General features: G+C 66.4%; 21 protein-coding genes. 8 read left to right on the top strand and 13 right to left on the bottom strand.

What is annotated here, in order from left to right:
* Positions 1 to 17: 17 nt before the first annotated feature.
* The 5 genes from HEQ22_RS11135 to HEQ22_RS11115 form a co-directional block, all read right to left on the bottom strand.
* The gene (locus HEQ22_RS11135; RefSeq protein ID WP_432767965.1) at positions 18 to 341 is read right to left on the bottom strand and encodes a YnfA family protein; all 324 of its coding nucleotides are present in this window, start codon (positions 339 to 341) and stop codon (positions 18 to 20) included.
* A gap of 86 nt (positions 342 to 427) precedes the next feature.
* Positions 428 to 886, bottom strand: coding sequence for an outer membrane protein (locus tag HEQ22_RS11130; protein ID WP_432767964.1), 459 nt, complete (start codon positions 884 to 886; stop codon positions 428 to 430).
* A 226-nt stretch (positions 887 to 1112) separates the two neighbouring features.
* Positions 1113 to 2354 carry a 23S rRNA (adenine(2503)-C(2))-methyltransferase RlmN gene (gene rlmN / locus HEQ22_RS11125; protein ID WP_432767963.1) on the bottom strand — a complete coding sequence of 414 codons (1242 nt, stop codon included), beginning with the start codon at positions 2352 to 2354 and terminating at the stop codon, positions 1113 to 1115.
* Positions 2355 to 2427: 73 nt separating this feature from the next.
* The gene (locus tag HEQ22_RS11120; RefSeq protein ID WP_432767962.1) at positions 2428 to 2772 is read right to left on the bottom strand and encodes a hypothetical protein; all 345 of its coding nucleotides are present in this window, start codon (positions 2770 to 2772) and stop codon (positions 2428 to 2430) included.
* Positions 2773 to 2956: 184 nt separating this feature from the next.
* A complete protein-coding gene (locus HEQ22_RS11115) occupies positions 2957 to 3700 on the bottom strand; it encodes an SDR family oxidoreductase (protein ID WP_432767961.1) in 744 nt (247 codons plus the stop codon).
* A 114-nt stretch (positions 3701 to 3814) separates the two neighbouring features.
* Between HEQ22_RS11115 and HEQ22_RS11110 the strand changes: the two genes are divergently transcribed.
* Positions 3815 to 4207: a winged helix-turn-helix transcriptional regulator gene (locus tag HEQ22_RS11110; protein WP_432767960.1), complete on the top strand. Its 393-nt coding sequence runs from the start codon at positions 3815 to 3817 to the stop codon at positions 4205 to 4207.
* A 124-nt stretch (positions 4208 to 4331) separates the two neighbouring features.
* On the opposite strand, the gene HEQ22_RS11105 is transcribed toward HEQ22_RS11110, so the two are convergent.
* A complete protein-coding gene (locus tag HEQ22_RS11105; RefSeq protein WP_432767959.1) occupies positions 4332 to 4661 on the bottom strand; it encodes a UrcA family protein in 330 nt (109 codons plus the stop codon).
* 153 nt (positions 4662 to 4814) lie between these two features.
* Here HEQ22_RS11105 and HEQ22_RS11100 point away from each other — a divergent pair, with 153 nt between their 5' ends.
* Entirely contained in the window at positions 4815 to 5696 is an 882-nt protein-coding gene (locus HEQ22_RS11100; RefSeq protein ID WP_432767958.1) for a LysR family transcriptional regulator, read from the top strand.
* 16 nt (positions 5697 to 5712) lie between these two features.
* Here HEQ22_RS11100 and HEQ22_RS11095 read toward each other — a convergent pair whose 3' ends face one another.
* Complete coding sequence (locus tag HEQ22_RS11095) at positions 5713 to 5934, bottom strand: hypothetical protein (RefSeq protein WP_432767957.1); 222 nt, start codon at positions 5932 to 5934, stop codon at positions 5713 to 5715.
* 19 nt (positions 5935 to 5953) lie between these two features.
* The gene (locus HEQ22_RS11090) at positions 5954 to 6451 is read right to left on the bottom strand and encodes a hypothetical protein (protein WP_432767956.1); all 498 of its coding nucleotides are present in this window, start codon (positions 6449 to 6451) and stop codon (positions 5954 to 5956) included.
* A 174-nt stretch (positions 6452 to 6625) separates the two neighbouring features.
* Here HEQ22_RS11090 and dnaN point away from each other — a divergent pair, with 174 nt between their 5' ends.
* Both dnaN and HEQ22_RS11080 read left to right on the top strand, forming a co-directional pair.
* A complete protein-coding gene (gene dnaN / locus HEQ22_RS11085) occupies positions 6626 to 7741 on the top strand; it encodes a DNA polymerase III subunit beta (RefSeq protein WP_432767955.1) in 1116 nt (371 codons plus the stop codon).
* Positions 7741 to 8127 (top strand): hypothetical protein, encoded by a 387-nt coding sequence (locus HEQ22_RS11080; RefSeq protein WP_432767954.1) that lies wholly within the window; start codon positions 7741 to 7743, stop codon positions 8125 to 8127. Before dnaN ends, HEQ22_RS11080 begins: the two co-directional genes overlap by 1 nt.
* Positions 8128 to 8146: 19 nt before the next feature.
* Here HEQ22_RS11080 and HEQ22_RS11075 read toward each other — a convergent pair whose 3' ends face one another.
* Positions 8147 to 9490 carry a PQQ-dependent sugar dehydrogenase gene (locus HEQ22_RS11075; protein ID WP_432767953.1) on the bottom strand — a complete coding sequence of 448 codons (1344 nt, stop codon included), beginning with the start codon at positions 9488 to 9490 and terminating at the stop codon, positions 8147 to 8149.
* 171 nt (positions 9491 to 9661) lie between these two features.
* On the opposite strand from HEQ22_RS11075, the gene HEQ22_RS11070 reads away from it, so the two are divergent.
* The gene (locus HEQ22_RS11070) at positions 9662 to 9877 is read left to right on the top strand and encodes a hypothetical protein (protein WP_432767952.1); all 216 of its coding nucleotides are present in this window, start codon (positions 9662 to 9664) and stop codon (positions 9875 to 9877) included.
* 7 nt (positions 9878 to 9884) lie between these two features.
* Here HEQ22_RS11070 and argC read toward each other — a convergent pair whose 3' ends face one another.
* The 3 genes from argC to HEQ22_RS11055 all read right to left on the bottom strand — a co-directional run bounded on the left by argC (position 9885) and on the right by HEQ22_RS11055 (position 13236).
* On the bottom strand, positions 9885 to 10802 hold the full coding sequence (gene argC / locus HEQ22_RS11065; protein ID WP_432767951.1) for an N-acetyl-gamma-glutamyl-phosphate reductase: 918 nt from the start codon (positions 10800 to 10802) through the stop codon (positions 9885 to 9887).
* A gap of 1 nt (position 10803) precedes the next feature.
* Entirely contained in the window at positions 10804 to 11748 is a 945-nt protein-coding gene (locus HEQ22_RS11060; protein ID WP_432767950.1) for a C40 family peptidase, read from the bottom strand.
* 75 nt (positions 11749 to 11823) lie between these two features.
* Positions 11824 to 13236, bottom strand: coding sequence for a leucyl aminopeptidase family protein (locus HEQ22_RS11055; RefSeq protein ID WP_432767949.1), 1413 nt, complete (start codon positions 13234 to 13236; stop codon positions 11824 to 11826).
* 54 nt (positions 13237 to 13290) lie between these two features.
* Here HEQ22_RS11055 and HEQ22_RS11050 point away from each other — a divergent pair, with 54 nt between their 5' ends.
* The 3 genes from HEQ22_RS11050 to HEQ22_RS11040 are packed head-to-tail and all read left to right on the top strand — an operon-like array spanning position 13291 to position 15281.
* Positions 13291 to 14124, top strand: a complete 834-nt coding sequence (locus tag HEQ22_RS11050; protein ID WP_432767948.1) for a PdaC/SigV domain-containing protein — start codon at positions 13291 to 13293, stop codon at positions 14122 to 14124.
* A 15-nt stretch (positions 14125 to 14139) separates the two neighbouring features.
* The gene (locus tag HEQ22_RS11045) at positions 14140 to 15075 is read left to right on the top strand and encodes an SDR family oxidoreductase (RefSeq protein WP_432767947.1); all 936 of its coding nucleotides are present in this window, start codon (positions 14140 to 14142) and stop codon (positions 15073 to 15075) included.
* A gap of 23 nt (positions 15076 to 15098) precedes the next feature.
* On the top strand, positions 15099 to 15281 hold the full coding sequence (locus tag HEQ22_RS11040; RefSeq protein ID WP_432767946.1) for a DUF3008 family protein: 183 nt from the start codon (positions 15099 to 15101) through the stop codon (positions 15279 to 15281).
* Between the two features lie 225 nt (positions 15282 to 15506).
* Here the strand turns inward: HEQ22_RS11040 and HEQ22_RS11035 are convergent, their stop codons facing one another.
* Positions 15507 to 16988, bottom strand: coding sequence for a hypothetical protein (locus HEQ22_RS11035; protein WP_432767945.1), 1482 nt, complete (start codon positions 16986 to 16988; stop codon positions 15507 to 15509).
* Positions 16989 to 17027: the final 39 nt, after the last annotated feature.

Below are 17027 nucleotides of genomic sequence, written 5' to 3'. Positions count from 1 at the left end.
ACAGGGAGGATCGAAGCCTAGCTCCCCCGCGGGCCGAACAGGATGATCGCCGCACCGGTCAGGCACACCGCGGCGCCGATCAGGTCCCAGCGGTCGGGCTTGGCGCCCTCGACCGCCCACAGCCAGAGCAGCGCAGCGGCGATGTAGACCCCGCCATAGGCGGCATAGGTGCGGCCGGCATGGTCGGCATCGACCAGCGTCAGCAGCCACGCGAACAGCACCAGCGACGCGATGCCGGGCACCGTCCACCAGATCGACTTGTCGAGCCGCAGCCACGCCCAAAAGGCGAAGCAGCCCGCGATCTCGGCCAGCGCTGCCCCGATATATGCCAATGCCGTCATCGCCGCACCGTGAACCGGCGGCGCGGAAATGAAAAGGGGCGACCCGCGCGGGCCGCCCCTTCCTGTTCGTATCGCAGTCCGAAGGATCAGAAAGCGAAGCCGACGCCGGCGACGAAGCTGTCGAAATCGCCGAAGTTGCTGATGAACTGGTGGCGATATTCGACCTTGCCGTAGACGTTCTGGCCGAACTTGTGCTGGTAGCCGGCACCGACATAGGGATCGTCGATGTCGCTGAAGGTGTAACCGCCGGTGGCGTAGAGCTTGCCGGCGTCGCCGAGCTTGGCGCCGACGCGGCCGCCGGCCGAGAACTGGACGTCCGAACCGTCGACGAGAACCTTGTCGCCGGCGACTTCGGCGCCGACGAAGGTGGTGCTGCCGAGGTCGAAATCATAGCCTGCTGCGAGGCCGATCGTGCCTTCGTCGATCCCGTTGCCGGTGATCAGACCGCCGCGAACTTCGACATGGCCTTCGCCGGCCGGAGCCGCGAGAGCGGGGGTGGCAACGACGGCCGAGAGGAGAGCGGCGGCAACTGCGAACTTTTTCATTTTATGTTCCTTTTCGTCAATCAGGCCACGCCCTTTGGGTCGCGGCCACGCCCTAAATGGCGTTCGCGCCTGTCGCTTCAATGAACGAATGCGTCGCAATGTGACAATTTTCTTACCTGTGTTAATTTTACCACACAGTATAGAATAGCTATGCGTTGGCACCCCCGCATAATCCGCGGATTTCAGGGGGTTTTTGGAAGGGGAGGCAAGACGCCGCGGCGCCGCTTCAGCCGAGCGCGGCCTGCTTTTCCTCGGCGATCCGGTCGAGTTCGGCGCGGGTCGGCTTGGTCGCGGCGCTCTTGAGCTGCCCGCACGCCGCCATGATGTCGCGCCCGCGCGGGGTGCGCACCGGGGCCGAAATCCCGGCCTTGAAAATCAGGTTGCTGAAGGCGCGCACCCGCTCGGGGGTCGAACATTCATACATCGCGCCGGGCCAGGGGTTGAAGGGGATCAGATTGACCTTGGCGTGCAGGCCATAATGTTTGATCAGCCGGACCAGTTCGCGGGCGTCGTCGTCGCTGTCGTTCTTGTCCTTCAGCATCACATATTCGAAGGTGATGCGCCGCGAATTGCCGGCGCCCGGATAGGCGGCGCATGCTTTCAGCAATTCGTCGATGCCATATTTGCGGTTGAGCGGCACGATCTCGTCGCGAATTTCCTTCGACACCGCGTGGAGCGAGACTGCGAGGTTGACCCCGATCTCTTCGCCGGCGCGCGCCATCATCGGCACGACGCCGCTGGTCGACAGCGTGATCCGGCGGCGCGACAGCGCCAGCCCGTCGCCGTCCATCACGATCTTCAGCGCGCCTTTGACCTCTTCAAAATTATACAAGGGCTCGCCCATGCCCATCATCACGATGTTGGTCAGGATGCGGCCATCGGCGGTGTAATGACCGCCTTCCTCGTCGTCGTCCTCGGGATCGGGGCCGAAGCCCGCCATCGTCCCCTTGGGCCATTCGCCCAGTTCGTCGCGCGCCAGCATCACCTGCCCGACGATCTCGCCCGCCCCGAGGTTGCGGACGAGGCGCATCGTGCCGGTGTGGCAAAAGCGGCAATTGAGCGTGCAACCGACCTGGCTCGACACGCAGAGCGTTCCCCGATCGGCGTCGGGGATGAAGACCATTTCATATTCCTGGCCGTCGGCGGCGGCGAGCAGCCATTTGCGCGTCCCGTCGCTCGACACCTGTGCTTCGCGCACCGTCGGGCGGCCGATGATGAAACGGTCGGTCAGCCAAGGACGCATCGCCTTGGCGATGTCGGTCATCGCCTCGAAATCGGTGACCCCGCGGTGATAGATCCAGTGCCAGATCTGCTTGGCGCGCAGCTTCGCCGCCTTCGCATCGAGTCCCGCCTCGACCAGCACCCCGCCGATCGCGTCGCGGGTCAGCCCGACCAGGTCGATGCGGTTGCCGCCGCGCAGCGGGACGGTGCCCGTGGTGACGGGGTCGATATGGCCGGGAATCTGCATGATCGCGGCGATATAGTGGGGAAGCGCGCTTTGCGCAACACAAGCCCCGCCCCGGTGGGGGCGGGAGCGCGGGTCAGTTCGGCCGAGCTTCGCCCAGCACCTCTTCGAAATGGTCGAGCGATCCGACCTGCTCCTCGGGCGGCTTGCCCGGCGCTTGCGGAAAGATCGCGTCGAGCCGGCGCTTCAGCGTGTCGTCGAAGGTCGGCTGGTTCGAAATGCGGGCGTTGCACACGGTGAGTTCGGAGCGGATCGCGCCCTTGATCCGTTCGAGGCCATCGGGGCTCAGCACCCCGGCGTTGAGCAGTTCCTCGCACAATTGGATCAGCCCGACCGTCGTCGCGTGGGCGCGCAGGCCGATGAAATCGAGCGTGCGATGCCGTTCGCGGGCAATCGCGTCACAGCGGCTCGTTACAGTCATTCCGGCATCTCCCTCTCCGTTGCCGTTTCTTCGATATGGCGCGCCATAGGCGTCTTTCCGTATCGTTCGGGGGCAATCATGCGCCAACCGGCGCGCGCGGGCAAGAGGTGATGTAATTAAGTGTCGGATCTGGCGCGGATGGCGCAAGCAAAAATCCCCTCCCGCACGCGGGAGGGGATTCAGGTCATAGCGACTTCAGCATTTCGAGCACCTGCGGGAAATTGCCCGCCGCCTCGGCATTGCGCAGCGGCAGCACGTTGGCGACGAGGATTTCGTCGGGCGTCGGCACCTTTGCAAACAGCGCCATCACTTCGTCGGCAAATTCGCCCAGCGGCATATAGCCCTCGCGTGTCGATTGGCCGGGGGTGAGGTCGGTGCGCACCGCGGGCGGCGCCAGCTCGATCACTTCTACGCGACCTTCGAGCTGCGCGCGCAGCGACACCGAATAGCTGTGCATCGCGGCTTTCGTAGCTGAATAGGTCGGCGCCTTCGGCAGCGGCACGAACGCCAGGCCCGACGTGACGTTGACGATCGCCGCGTCCGCCTGCGCCGCGAGATGATCGACCAGCGCGTCGGTCAGCCGGATCGGACCGAGAATGTTGGTGACGACCGTCGCCTCGGCCTCTGCCAGGTCGCGCTTGGCGCTGGCGTCTTCGGTGCCCATGATGCCGGCGTTGTTGACCAGCACATTGAGGTTCGGGTGCTTGGCGACGATGTCCTTGGCGAAGGCTGCGATGGCGTCTGCATCGGTCACGTCGAGCTGGGCCGCCGACATGTTCGCTCGCCCGGCGATCGCCGCCTCCAGCTTTGCGGCGTTGCGCCCGGTGACGATGACGGTGTTGCCCGCGTCGTGCCAGCGCTGGGCGAGCGCCAGCCCGATGCCCGAGCCGCCGCCGGTGACGAGGATGGTGTTGCCTGTGGTTTTCATGGATGGCCTCCTTCGGGGGTGGTGAGACCGCGTAGATATCCCTATACTCTCCAAATGAAAGTAGGCACCCCAAAGTGCCATAGGCACCGAAAAGAGAGATTTGGATTTTCCGCCATGCCCGCACCCCAAAAAATCGCTTATGATCCGAATGCCCCGGTCGATCCGCGTGTCGAAACGCTGGTCAACGAGCTCATCGGCCGAGTCGCCGACAAATGGACCCTGCTCGTGCTCGAAGAGCTGGAGGATCACGGCACCTGCCGCTTCACCGAATTGTCGCGCCGGGTACCCGGCATCAGCCAGAAGATGCTGACGCAGACCCTGCGCGCGATGGAGCGCGACGGGCTGGTGGTGCGCACGGTCCATCCCGTCGTTCCGCCGAAGGTCGAATATTGCCTGACCGAATTGGGGCACAGCCTCGGCGAAGCCTTTTGCGGCGTGTGGGTGTGGGCCGAGGCCAATCTGGAACAGGTGGCGAGGGCGCGGATGGCGTTTGACGCGCGCGGGTGAGCCGCGGGATACGCCGATCCGCTCACCACCCCTCTGCGGCCGTGTCTCAATAACAAGCCGGGACCATGATCGTGCCCGGATCATGGCCCCGGCTTTGACGGGCCTTGCAACATAGGCCCGCCGGTCAGTTGCGGATCGAGCTGACCCGGATCGGCTGGTCGCGCGCGGCGTCGGCGACCACGACATCGGCCTGCGCCGAGGCGACGCGCCGTGTGTCGCGGCGGCATTTCCGCACCTCGTTCTTGCCCTCAATGTCATAGTCGGGCGCGGTGCCGCACACGTCGACCACGGCGCGCCAGATGCGGCGGTCGAGCGCCTTGGCGCCGGCGGCAGTCGCCAGGTCGAGGTCCTTGTGCGCCACGGTGACGCTGGGGTTGGTGGGCGCGGTTTGCGCCGACGCGGGCTGGCCGAACGAAGCGGCAGCGAGGGCGGCGAGGATCAGAAGCTTTTGCATCTTGAGTCTCCATCGGCCGGCGGAAGAGGAGGAGGGGAGGAGCCGGTGCCGCACAGATAGGCGATTGGCCGGAGCCGCAGGAGCAACGAGTTTGCGCACCCATTCTGCAAAATTGCAGAATGAGCCGCGGGCGATTATGGCGCACAAGGTGTCATGTACGACTGGAACGACCTGAAGGCCTTTCTGGCCGTTGCCGAGAGCGGCAGCACCCTGTCCGCCGCCCAAGCGCTGCGCGTCAGCCAGACGACCGTCGCCCGGCGTATCGCCGCGCTCGAGGAGGCGACGGGTCTCAACCTCTTCGAACGGCGGCAGGCGGGATATGCGCTGACCCCGGTGGGCGAGGCGATGGTGGGACACGCGCTGACGGTGCGCGACGCCGCCGATCGCTTCGGCGAGGCGGCCGGCGCACGCTCGCGCGACGCGGGCGGCACCGTCAGCCTGACGGCGATGGAAATCTTTGCGGTGACCGTCTTGCCGCCGATCCTGCGCGACCTCCGCGCCGCGCATCCCGACATCCATATCCGGCTCGACACCGCCGACGAGGCGCGCGACCTGGCCGCCGGCGCGGCGGATATCGCGATCCGCAGCAGCAAGCAGCCGTCGGGAGCCGGCCTGGTCGGGCGGCGCATCGCCGACAATCCGTGGAGTGTCTATTGCAGCCGCGACTATGCCGACCGCCACGGCATTCCGCACGGCCGCGAGGAGCTCGCGGCACATCCGTTCATCGGCGGCGGCGGCGGGGTGTGGGAACCCTATCAGGCCTGGCTGCGGCGCCATGGGCTGGAGGAGTCGGTGGTGATGCAATATGACAGTGCGTCGGGACTGCTCGCCGGGGTGCGCGCCGGCATGGGGCTCAGCGTCCTGCCCGCCTTTCTGGCCGACCGCGAACCCGATCTGATCCGCTGCCTTCCGCCGATGGCCGAGGATATCACCGGGCTGTGGTTACTGACCCACGAAAGGCTGCGCCATGTGCCGCGGGTGCGGACGGTGCTCGATTTTCTGGCGGCGGCGCTGACGAAAATGGCGCGGGATTAGGGGGCCGGTACCCGGTTCAGCGCCGGGCGATCGTGATCAGCCGATGACATAGCCAGCACACAAGAATTCCCACGATCGCCGACGCCAACAGCGCGGCCGCAAGCCTCGGGCTTTCATTCGTGCCGCAACCGGCTTCGAAAAAGCCGGGACAGACGAGGAGGCCGATCATCGGCACGGTCGAAAAAAATGCGGCCAGGACGCCAGCCAATATGGCGAGGACCTTCAGTAGCTTCTCCATTGGTATCCCTTCTGGTCGATTACCCGAACCGCGCGCACCCCAGCGCCGCGGCGTCGATCGCCGTCGCCGCGCCGCGCAGGCGATAGGTGTCGGCGATCGCGCGCCCCGCGGCGGTCGCGCTCTCCACGCTCATGCTGGGGGCCGACCGCATTGCGGCGATGATCGCGGCATCCATCCGCGGGTCGCTCGCCCAGCCGTGCGCGCCGTTGCCGGTCAGCACGAACCGCCGGCTGCCGATCGTCAGCCGCAAGTCGCGTGCCGCGCTGCGCGGTTTCGACAGGCGGACATAGAATTGGCCGCGGATCGCCGATTTGGGCCAATATCCGACGCTGGCATAGGCTTTGACCTGCGGGGTACCGATCGTCGCCGCGGGGGCGGCGATCGCATAGCAGCGCGCCGCGGCGGGATCGCGAAAGGCGCCCCAGCCGTCGAAGATGCCCAGCGCGGTGCGCGGTGCCGCAAGCGCCGCCACCGGCACCGCCGTCACGATCAGGAAAAGGGAGGCGATCCGCCGCATCGCGCCTCGTTCGCGCGAATGGGGATGCTTTGCAAGCATGGCTTGCACGGCGCGGTGCGTGCGTTAAGGAAGGTGGGCATTTTCGGGGGCAGGGAATCGGGGCGCGGTCGTGCCTGTGGGTTCCGCCCTTTCAGGGACTTCTCCCGCGCGAACATTTAGGATGGCGGATTTAGAATGAAAGCGACGATCGAACGCGCAGTGTTGTTGAAGAGCCTCGGCCACGTCCAGTCGGTGGTCGAACGGCGCAATACCATCCCGATCCTGTCGAACGTCCTGATCGAAGCCGACGCGTCGGGCCAGTTGAAGCTAATGGCAACCGACCTCGACCTGCAGGTCGTCGAAACGATCGCGGCGAAGGTCGAGACCGCCGGCACCACGACGGTGTCGGCGCACACATTGTTCGAAATCGCCCGCAAGCTGCCCGAAGGGTCGGAGGTCAGCCTGGCCGCAGCCGAGGGCAAGATGCAGGTCAAGGCCGGCCGGTCGAACTTCAACCTGCCGACGCTGCCGCGCGACGATTTTCCGGTGATCGCCGAGGGTGACCTGCCGACCAATTTCGAACTGCCGGTCGCCGAACTGATCCAGATCATCGACAAGACGCGCTTCGCGATCTCGACCGAGGAAACGCGTTATTATTTGAACGGCATCTTCCTGCACGTCGCCGAGGATGCGACCGGGCCGGTGCTGAAGGCCGCGGCGACCGACGGTCACCGGTTGGCGCGCTACACCGTCACCCGCCCCGACGGCGCCAGCGCGATGCCCGACGTCATCGTGCCGCGCAAATGCGTCGCCGAGATCCGCAAGCTGCTCGACGAGGCCGAGGGCAATGTCGAAATCAGCCTGTCGGCGACCAAGATCCGCTTCCAGCTCGGCAACGCGGTGCTGACGTCTAAGCTGATCGACGGCACCTTTCCCGATTACAGCCGCGTCATCCCGACCGCCAACGACCGGTTGCTCAAGGTCGATCCGAAAAGCCTTTACCAAGGCGTCGATCGCGTCTCGACGATCGCCAGCGAAAAGACCCGCGCGGTCAAGGTCGGCCTCGACAAGGACCGCATCACCCTGTCGGTGACGAGCCCCGAAAACGGCACTGCCGCCGAAGAAGTGGCGGCGGTGTACGACAGCGAGGCGATGGAAATCGGCTTCAATGCGCGCTACCTCAGCGACATCCTTGGCCAGGTCGACGGCGACACGGTCGAGCTGCACCTGGCCGACGCAAATGCCCCGACGCTGATCCGCGAAAGCGAAAAGAGCCCGGCGCTGTACGTGCTGATGCCGATGCGAGTCTGATGCGCCGGACGCTCCCGTTGATGATTGCGGCGGTCATGTCCGCCGCGGTCACGACCGGAGTGTCAGCGCAGACGATCAACGATCAGAACCGCGCCGATGCGATCTGCCTGTTGGCGATAGCCGACCGCGTCGATCGGCCCGCCGCCGACGAGCCGCCGATTGACGAGCAGGGGATGCAGATATTGGCCGGCTACTTTGCCGGAAGGATCGAGGGCCGCAGCCCGTCGCTTGCCCTCGACGACCTCATCACGGCCGATCTGCTGCGCTTCGTTCAAGCCAATCGCGCGACCGAATATGGACGTTGCATGGACGAGGCGCAATCGATCGTCGAGGTCATGGGCAAGCTGGCCACGATCTCGCACGGCGAAAGTCCCGACGGCAATTGATGGACGGTTCGGGGCGGGGTCACCCCGCCTTCGCGACCCGCCAGATCACCCCGCCGGTATCGTCGGCGACCAGCGCGCTGCCGTCCTTCGCAACCTTGACGTCGGCCGGCCGCCCGCGCGTCGTCTCGCCGTCGCTGGCGAGGAACCGGTCGAGCAAGGTCACCGGCAGTGCATCGACGGGCTTGCCATTGGCCCCGAATTTCACGAACACCACGCTATATCCCGCCGCCGGCTCGCGGTTCCACGATCCGTGCAGCGCGATCAGCGCGCCGTTCGCCCAGCGCTCGCCCAGGTCGAGCCCGGTGGTGAAGGTCATGCCGAGCGGCGCGGTGTGGGCGCCGAGGCCATATTCGGGGCGCTTCACATATTGGCGGCGGTCTTCGGCCTCGGGTTCGACGCGCGGATCGACGAAGCCGCCCCAATAATACCAGGGCCAGCCATAGAAGTCGCCTTCGGTGACGTCGGTCAGATAGTCGGGGACCAGGTCGCTGCCGAGCATGTCGCGCTCGTTGACCACCGTCCACAACCGGTCGCTGCCGGGGTAGAAGGCCAGCCCGACGGGGTTGCGGATGCCCGCGGCGAAGGTGCGCATATATTTGTTCTCGGGGCGAACTTCGAGCACGCTGGCGCGGCGGATTTCGCGGTTCATGCCCTTTTCGCCGATATTGCTGTCGGCGCCGACGCCGACGTAGAGCCAGCCGTTCGGCGCCGCGACCAGGCTTTTCGTCCAGTGGCGGTTGGTGCCCTTGGCCGGCAGATCGACGATCTTCGCCGGCCGGCCGCTCATCTTCGTTGCGCCTTCGACATAGGGAAAGGCGAGCAGTGCGTCGGTGTTGGCGACGTAGAGCGTCGTGCCGACCAGCGCCATGCCGTATGGCGAGTTGAGGCCGGTGATATAGGCGGTCTTGACCTCGGCCTTGCCGTCGCCGTCGGCGTCGCGGAGCAGGGTGATGCGGTTGGCGGACGGACGGCGGCCGGTGCCGCCCTTGCTCATCAGGCTGCCCATGATCTTGCCCTCGATCCCCGAGGTGTCGCGCGGCGGGCTTTGCGCCTCGGCGACCAGCACGTCGCCATTGGGCAGCACGAGCATGGTGCGGGGATGGTCGAGCCCGTGGGCAAAGCGCTGCGCCGCCAGCCCCGCCGCCGCACGCGGCGCCTGACCGGCCGGCCAGCTTGTCGCTTCGGGCACATTGATCGTCGGAAATGTTTCGGTTTTCTGCCCCGCCATCACCGGCACCCGGCCGCTGAGTTCGGCGGTCGAGAAACGCGCCACGTCGGGGCGCGACATGACGTAGAGGACGATGCCGCCGATCACGATCAGCAGCAGCAGGGCGAGGGCGACATATTTCAGGATCTTGCGCATGCCGCCTGTCTACACGCGCGAAGCGCAACGGCAAAGAGCCGAAAAAGTGGCTGGCAGGGTTAATGGCGGGCGGATCGGAGTTAACCTTACCCCGCCGTTCATCACTATCGGGAACGGGGCGGTGAGGAGGGCGCGGTAGGAGAAGCCGTCACGCAACGGACCGGGGTCTCCATGCAGCTGCCAGCACCTTTTCTAGCCGACCGCGCCGCGGTCGATGACGCCCATGCGCTGATCGACCAGCATGGCGAGGAAGCCGGTTTTGCGGCCGCAGCGCGCGCCGAACAGTTCCGCGTGCTGGGCAACCACCTGCACTTCGCCCGCTGGCGTCAGATCGAGCGGCTGATCACCTATCTGTCGATCGAAGCCGCGCTCGACACGGTGCATTGATCGCCGCTTAGAGCCGCAGGCCCGCGGTTTCGGGCAAGCCGGCCATGAGGTTGAGATTCTGGACGCAGGCGCCGCTGGCGCCCTTGCCCAGATTGTCGAGCCGCGCGACGAGCCGTAACTGCCGGCCTGCGGTGTCGGAAAACAGCATCAGCTCCATCCGGTCGGTCGCGTCGTCGTTCCGGCTCAGCACCAATTCGCTCTCGTCGCCGCGGCGCACCGACACGAGCGGCGAGCCGTCGAAATGCGCGGCCAGCGCGTCATAGGCCGCATCGGCGGTCGGCGCATCGAAGCTCAGCGGCACTTCGACCAGCATCCCGCGATAAACGGGGACGACCGCGGGCGCGAACAGCGGCGGGTGTCGCAGGCCGGCGCCCTGCTGCATTTCGGGCACATGCTTGTGGTTCAGCGACAGGCCATAGCTGCGAAACCCGATATCGGGCTCGGCCTCGAACCGCGCGATCAACTCCTTGCCGCCGCCCGAATAGCCCGACACGGCGTTGACGCTCAAATGCGTCTCGCGCGCGACGATCCCCGCCGCGACCAGCGGCGCGACCAGGGCGAGGAAGCCGGTCGGATAACAGCCGGGGTTGCTGACCCGCGTCGCCGCGGCGATCGCATCGCGCTGCGCCGCGCTCAGTTCGGGAAAGCCATAGGTCCAGTCGGGCGCCACGCGGTGCGCGGTCGAGGCGTCGATCACTTTCGTGCGGTCGTTGCGGATCATCGCGACCGCCTCGATCGCCGCGGCGTCGGGCAGACATAGGATCACGAAATCGGCGGCGTTCAGCGCCTCGGCGCGCCGCGCGGCGTCTTTGCGCTCGGCGTCGGCGAGGGTCAGGAGCGCAAATTCGCTGCGCCCCGCGAGCCGCTCGGCGATTTCCAGCCCCGTCGTGCCAGCCGCGCCATCGATGAAAACCGTTTGCGCCATCTCAGCGCACCCGCTTCATGCCGCTCACCGGGTCGGCGTGACCCTCGGCCGCGAAGCGCGCGATCACGTCGGCGAGCGGCTCGGCGGCCACCGCCATGCCGTGCTGGCTGGCGTGGACGAGCGTGCGTTCATCGGCCATGATGCCGACGTGGCCGGGGAAAAAGACGAGGTCGCCGCGCGTCAGGCTGGCGGCATCGATATCCTTGTCGGCGCCGAGCGCGGCCAGCTGCAGGTCGCTGTCGCGCGGCAACTGGACGCCGGCGGCGCTCCACGCGAGCTGGACGAGACCCGAGCAATCGATCCCCTTGGCGGTGCGCCCACCCCAGACATAGGGCGCTCCGATCATGTCTTCGGCAACCGTGGCAGGGTCGTCCTGCTCGGTGCCGACATCGACCATCGCGGCGAGCGGCAGAAAGCCGTGCGAGGTTCGCAGCCATTCGCCCTCGATCTCGCCCATCACCAGCGCGCCGCGCGGCAGGACCGCGGGGCCGCCGCTCGCCGCATCGGGGGCGGCGTGCAATATCGCCTCGGCGGCGTGGACGCGGTGGGTCGGCGCGATCGGCACGGCGAGGGCGTCGGCGGCGAGATAGCCGACATAATGGTCGGCGAGGCAATAGCCCCAGGCCCAGCCGCCGGTCAGGTCGAGCAGCGCGAATCCTTCGCCATAGAGCAGCTCGCTCGTCCGTTCGGCGGCAAGCGAGGGTTCGGCGCGCAGCGCGGCGGCGGGCAGCGCCCCGCTGCGCATCATCGGGGCGGCATAATGCGGCGCGAAATGCTGGCCGGCGACGGCAATATCGGCAAGGTCGGGGCGGATCGCGACGATGCGAGGGTCATAGGCCTGCGACGTGCCGGACAGGCCAAAGCGATCGCGGCCGGCGCCGACCAGCCCCGGGCGGCCCATGCGCACCCGGTTTGCCGCTGAATTATCGCCACTTTCTGCTGTCACATGCCGTCCTGTAAAAACGCGAGCCCCGCCCCCGGCGGACAATCGCGCGGCATTAGCCCAGCCGGGGCCGCTTGATCAAGATTGTTCGGCCTTGCCGCGGCGGTCGTAGCGGGCGCGCAGCATCGCCCAGCTGGCGCGCAGGCCGAGCGCCGCGCCGCCCTTGGGCCGCCCCGGCCTCGCCGCGGGACGCCACGCGAAGGTGTCGAGATGCGCCCAGGCGACGCCGTCGGGAATGAAGCGCTTCAGGAACAGGGCGGCGGTGATCGATCCGGCGAAGGGCGAACTGCCGGCGTTGCCGAGGTCGGCGATGTCGGTTTCGAGCAGGTCGGCATACCCGTCCCACAGCGGCATCCGCCACAAGGGGTCGTCGCGGTCGGTGCCTGCCGCCAGCATCGCATCGGCGAGTGCGTCGTCATTGGCATAGAGCGGCGGCAGGTCGGGGCCGAGCGCGACGCGCGCCGCCCCGGTCAGGGTTGCAAAATCAACGATCAGTTCGGGATTGTTCTCGCCGGCTTTCGTCAGGGCGTCGGCCAGGACAAGCCGCCCCTCGGCATCGGTGTTGCCGATCTCGACGGTCAGCCCCAGCCGGCTGGTCAGCACGTCGCCGGGGCGGAAGGCGTCGGAAGAAATGGCATTTTCGGCCGCGGCGACCAGGCAGTGCAGGCGCACCGGCAGCCCCGCCGCCATCACCAGTTCGGCGAGCGCCAGCGCGTGCGCGGCGCCGCCCATGTCCTTTTTCATCAGCCGCATGCCCGATGCGGGCTTGATGTCGAGCCCGCCGCTGTCGAAGCTGATCCCCTTGCCGACGAGCGCCACGCGCGGATGTGCGTCCTTGCCCCACACGATCTCGATCAGCCGCGGGGCGTGATGCTTGGCCGCCGCACGCCCGACGGCGTGGATCATCGGATAGCCCTGTTCCAGCGCTTCGCCCTTGGTGACGGTCAGCTTGCCGCCATGCGCCTTGGCGATGCGCTCGGCCTCCTTTTCGATCGCCGCCGGCCCCATGTCGGCGGCGGGGGTGTTGACCATGTCGCGGACCAGTGCGACCGCCCGCATCTCTGCAACCATCGGCGCGACCGTCCCGACGTCGCTGGTCAGCAACACCCGCGGCGCGCGCGGCTCGGCCTTGGGGCGGTAGCGGTCGAAGCGATATTGGCCGCTCATCCAGCCGAACAGCGCCTTGCCGGGCTGGCCCTCGGCGAGGCGGTAGCGTCCCTCGGGCAGCACCGCCGCCAGCTTGGCGAGGCACCACGCCGACAGGCTGTCGACCTTGGCCACCGCGGTAACGACCGACCAGCTTTCGGGATCGTCGCCGGGCAGAATGGCATGGGCATAGCCGTCGGGTTTATAGGCGGCGGCGGCGAGCGCGGCGCGTTCGCGCGCGCTGCGGCCTTTCAGCCAGCCGTCATAGCTCTGTTTGTCGACGAGGTGGATGGTGCGCGCAGCCTGCCCCTTGTCGGGCTGGATCAGGTCGGAATAATCGGTCATGCCCATTTGCTAGGCGCGCGGGGATATTTTGTCGATTCCCGGCGTTATGGCTGCATGACGATCGCCACACCCCACCAATATCGCGCCCTCATCCTGCTTGCCGCGCTGACCCTTGCTGCCTGCGCGGAGGAGACTGAAACGCCGGCGGAGAAGGCCGCGGCCGCCGCGGTCCCCGGCGCGCCGCCCACCAGCCCCGCGGACAGGGCTGCCGCGACGGCGGCGGCGTCCGACGTCAAGGAAAGCAGCGACCTGATCGAGTTCGCGTACAGCTACCCGCGCGAGGCGGCGCGGATCGCGGGCCTGGCGGCGTGGCTCGACGGCGACCGCGCGACAAAACGCGACGCCCTGATCGCCGCGGCCGAACGCGACAAGGCGGCGGCCGAAAAGGAGGGCTTTCCCTATCGTCCGCACAGCCATTTGCAGACGTGGCAGCGCGTCACCGACACGCCGCGCTTCCTCAGCCTGTCGGCCGAGATCGAGACTTATATGGGTGGCGCCCACGGCATGACGAGTTTCGACAGCCTGCTGTGGGATCGCAATCGCGCCATCCGCCTGACACCGCTCGACCTGTTCGTCAGCGGCGACGCCTTCGACGCCGCGATCAAGGACGCCTTCTGCGAACGCATCGACCGCGCCAAAGCGGCGAAGGGGATCGTTCCGCCGGCGAACGACGACGGACCATTCGCCGCGTGCCCCGCGGCGTCGGCGCAGACCGTCTGGCTCGGCTCGTCCGACGGCCGCTATCTCGACCGGATGACGATCGCGATCGCGCCCTATGAAATCGGACCGTTCGCCGAGGGCAGCTACAAGATCAACATGCCCGTCACCGCGGCGCTCGTGAAGGCGGTGAAGCCCGAATATGCGCGCGATTTCCTGCCGCTGAACTGAAGGAAGCAAGCAAGCATGGCCAAGCAGCCGAAAGCCGGCAAGGTCGGCGAAACCCCGAAAGAGAAAAAGGGCAAGCGGAGCGCCGCCACCAAGCTGCGCCGCGCGGTCGGTGATGCGAAGACCATCGCCAAACCGCCCGCCCATCGCGAAGCCGATCTCGACCGGGCGCCGAAATGGCAGCCGCGCTATCCGGGATCGGGGCGTCTCGACGGCAAAGTCGCGATCGTCACCGGCGGCGACAGCGGCATCGGCCGCGCCGTGTGCGCGCTGTTCGCGCGCGAGGGCGCCGACGTGGCGATCGTCTATCTCGACAATCGCGCCGACGCGGTCGAGACCGCCGCGATCGTCGAGGCCGAGGGACGCCGCGCCATCGCGATCAAGGCCGATGTCGGCAAGGAGAAGTCCGGCGAAAAGATCGTCGCGCAGACGGTGGCGAAGCTCGGCCGCCTCGACATCCTGGTCAACAATGCCGGCGAGCAGCATCCCGCCGACGATATTCGCGACATCAGCCCCGACCAGTTGCAGCGAACCTTTGCGACCAATATCTTCGGCATGTTCTATCTGGTCCAGGCGGCGCTGCCGCATCTGAAGAGGGGCGCGGCGATCGTTAATTGCACCAGCGTCACCATGTATCAGGGGTCGGGCGGGCTGCTCGATTACAGCGCGACCAAAGGCGCGATCACGGCCTTCACCCGCTCGCTCAGCGAAAATCTGGTCGCCAAGGGGATCAGGGTGAATGGGGTCGCGCCGGGTCCGATCTGGACCCCGCTCAATCCGCGCGGTGGCGCGCCCGCGAAAAAGGTCGAAACCTTCGGTGAAGGCACGCCGATGAAGCGCCCCGGGGAGCCGAACGAGGTCGCGCCCTGTTTCCTGTTCCTCGCCTGCGACGACAGCAGCTATATGTCGGGCCAGGTGTTGCATCCGAACGGCGGCATGATCGTTAACGGATAGCGGGGCGGCGAAGGAGAAACACCGTGCCCGCCAAATCGAAAGCCCAGCAGAAAGCCGCCGGCGCCGCGCTCAGCGCCAAACGCGGGGACACGCCGAAGTCGAACCTCAAGGGCGTCTCGAAACAGATGGCCGACAGCATGACCGAAAAGCAGCTCGAGGATTTTGCCAAGGGCTCGACGAAGGACAAGCCTGAGCACGTCGATTGAGGGGTGGGTTTTCAGGTGATAGCCGGCAAGCAGCGATATAAATCCCGTTTGTGTCGAGCGAAGTCGAGACACGCTTGCGAGGAGCCAGTCTTCGCGTGTCTCGACTTCGCTCGACACAAACGGAAATAGGGGGCGGTTTAGAAATCATCCCTAAACTGCCCCTCGAAAAACATAACCCCAGGCCTTTCCAGACCCGGGATTACGCGGCCGCGACCCAGTGCAGCTCTATTTTTTCGGCATCGCCTTTGCGGTCGGCGCGGTACCGCCCGCCTTTACCGGCAGCGTGTTGGGCACCTCATAGGGCGATCCCATCGCGACCATGTGGCTGATCGCGACGCGGCGCGGCGTCAGCGGCTTGGGCTGGATGCCGTTATAAGAGAAGCTCGTAGCGCTGTGGCATTCGAAGCAATTCTTGCCCTGTTGCCCCTGGACGCTCTGCAGAAAGGTTTCGGCGGTGCTGTTCATCAGGCTGATCGCGCCGACCGCATTGGTCTGGTTGAGGTTCGCCCAATTCGCGTTGGTCGTGACATACGTGTTGGGCTTGAACCACGCGGTGCCGATCAAATTGTAATTCGGCAGCGGCGAATTGTTCGGGAAATTCTTCGCTGCCCCCTGCGAGGCGGTGTTGATCGCGGTGATGTTCGCGGGACCGTTCGGCTGGGTGTCGCCGCCGGTCTGGTTCATCTGCACGACCTGGGTGATCGGCGAGAAGGTCCCCTTCGCCGCGTCGAAGCTGACCGTCGCGGGGTTGTTGTTGGTTTCCACCAGCAAGGCCTGCGACGAATAGGGCGTCCCCGCCTTGTAAAAAGTGAAATTGTTCGGGTTGCTCTGGCTCGCGTCGAACACGAAGCTGTTGTCGGGGAACGTCGGCGCGTTGAGCTTGTGCTCAAAGGTCGCCCAGACGAACTCGGGATGGTTCTCGACGTAACCGACGACGTGCATGCCGACGAGCGCGACGGTCACCGTCTCATATTTGCCGCTCGGCACGACGGCGCAGTTCGCGCCGTTGCAATTGTTCTGCAGCACCGGCACCTCGGCCTGCGTCGTATAGGCGCCCGCGGGCGGCGCTTCGCCGGCGGCGAGCCGATACCAGGTCGCCTTCACGATCGCGTCGCCGACGCTGAAATAATCGTCCTGGTTCGGATTGTTCTGATAGGCACCGGTGGCGATCAGGTTGCGTTTGACGGTGTCGAAATAATTCGAGGTCATGTGGCTCGACGCATAGACGGGATAGCCGTTCGGCCCGATCAGCATGCTGCCGTCGGCCTCGACGATCGCGCCGTCCTGGCTCGGTGCGTTGGCGCCCATGTGCAGCGGCTTCATGTGCGCGTCGAGCCGCAGCAGCGAGGTGCGCGGCACGTCGGACGTGCTGGTGAGCAGGTCGTCGGGCACCTTCCAGGTCAGAAAGCGCGGTGTGCCGTCGATCGGCGCATTGGCCCAAACGAAGGCTTCCCACGACCATTGGTTGAACAGGCAGTCGTCGGCGGTGGCGTTCATCGCGGTCGGCATGGTGGCGGCCGCGTTCAGATAGCCCTGCAGCCCCTCGGCCCATCCGAAACCTTCGGGGCAACTGCCCCCCGCCGCCTCAACCTCTTTCTCGCTGCCATAGCCGCCGTCCTTGCACGACGAAAGCAGCGCCGGCGCGGCGATCACGAGCACGGCAAGTTTTGCGCCGCGCAAAAAGCTGGGTTTCAAGTTGCTATTCATGATTTCTGCTCCCCCCGGAAAGCATAATATCTATTATGA

Origin of the sequence: Sphingopyxis sp. (assembly GCF_050916055.1) — a bacterium.
In the GTDB taxonomy this organism is placed as follows: Bacteria; Pseudomonadota; Alphaproteobacteria; order Sphingomonadales; family Sphingomonadaceae; genus Sphingopyxis.
The sequence above is the reverse complement of the archived record's forward strand: the minus strand, read 5'-3'. Positions and strand labels throughout refer to the sequence as shown.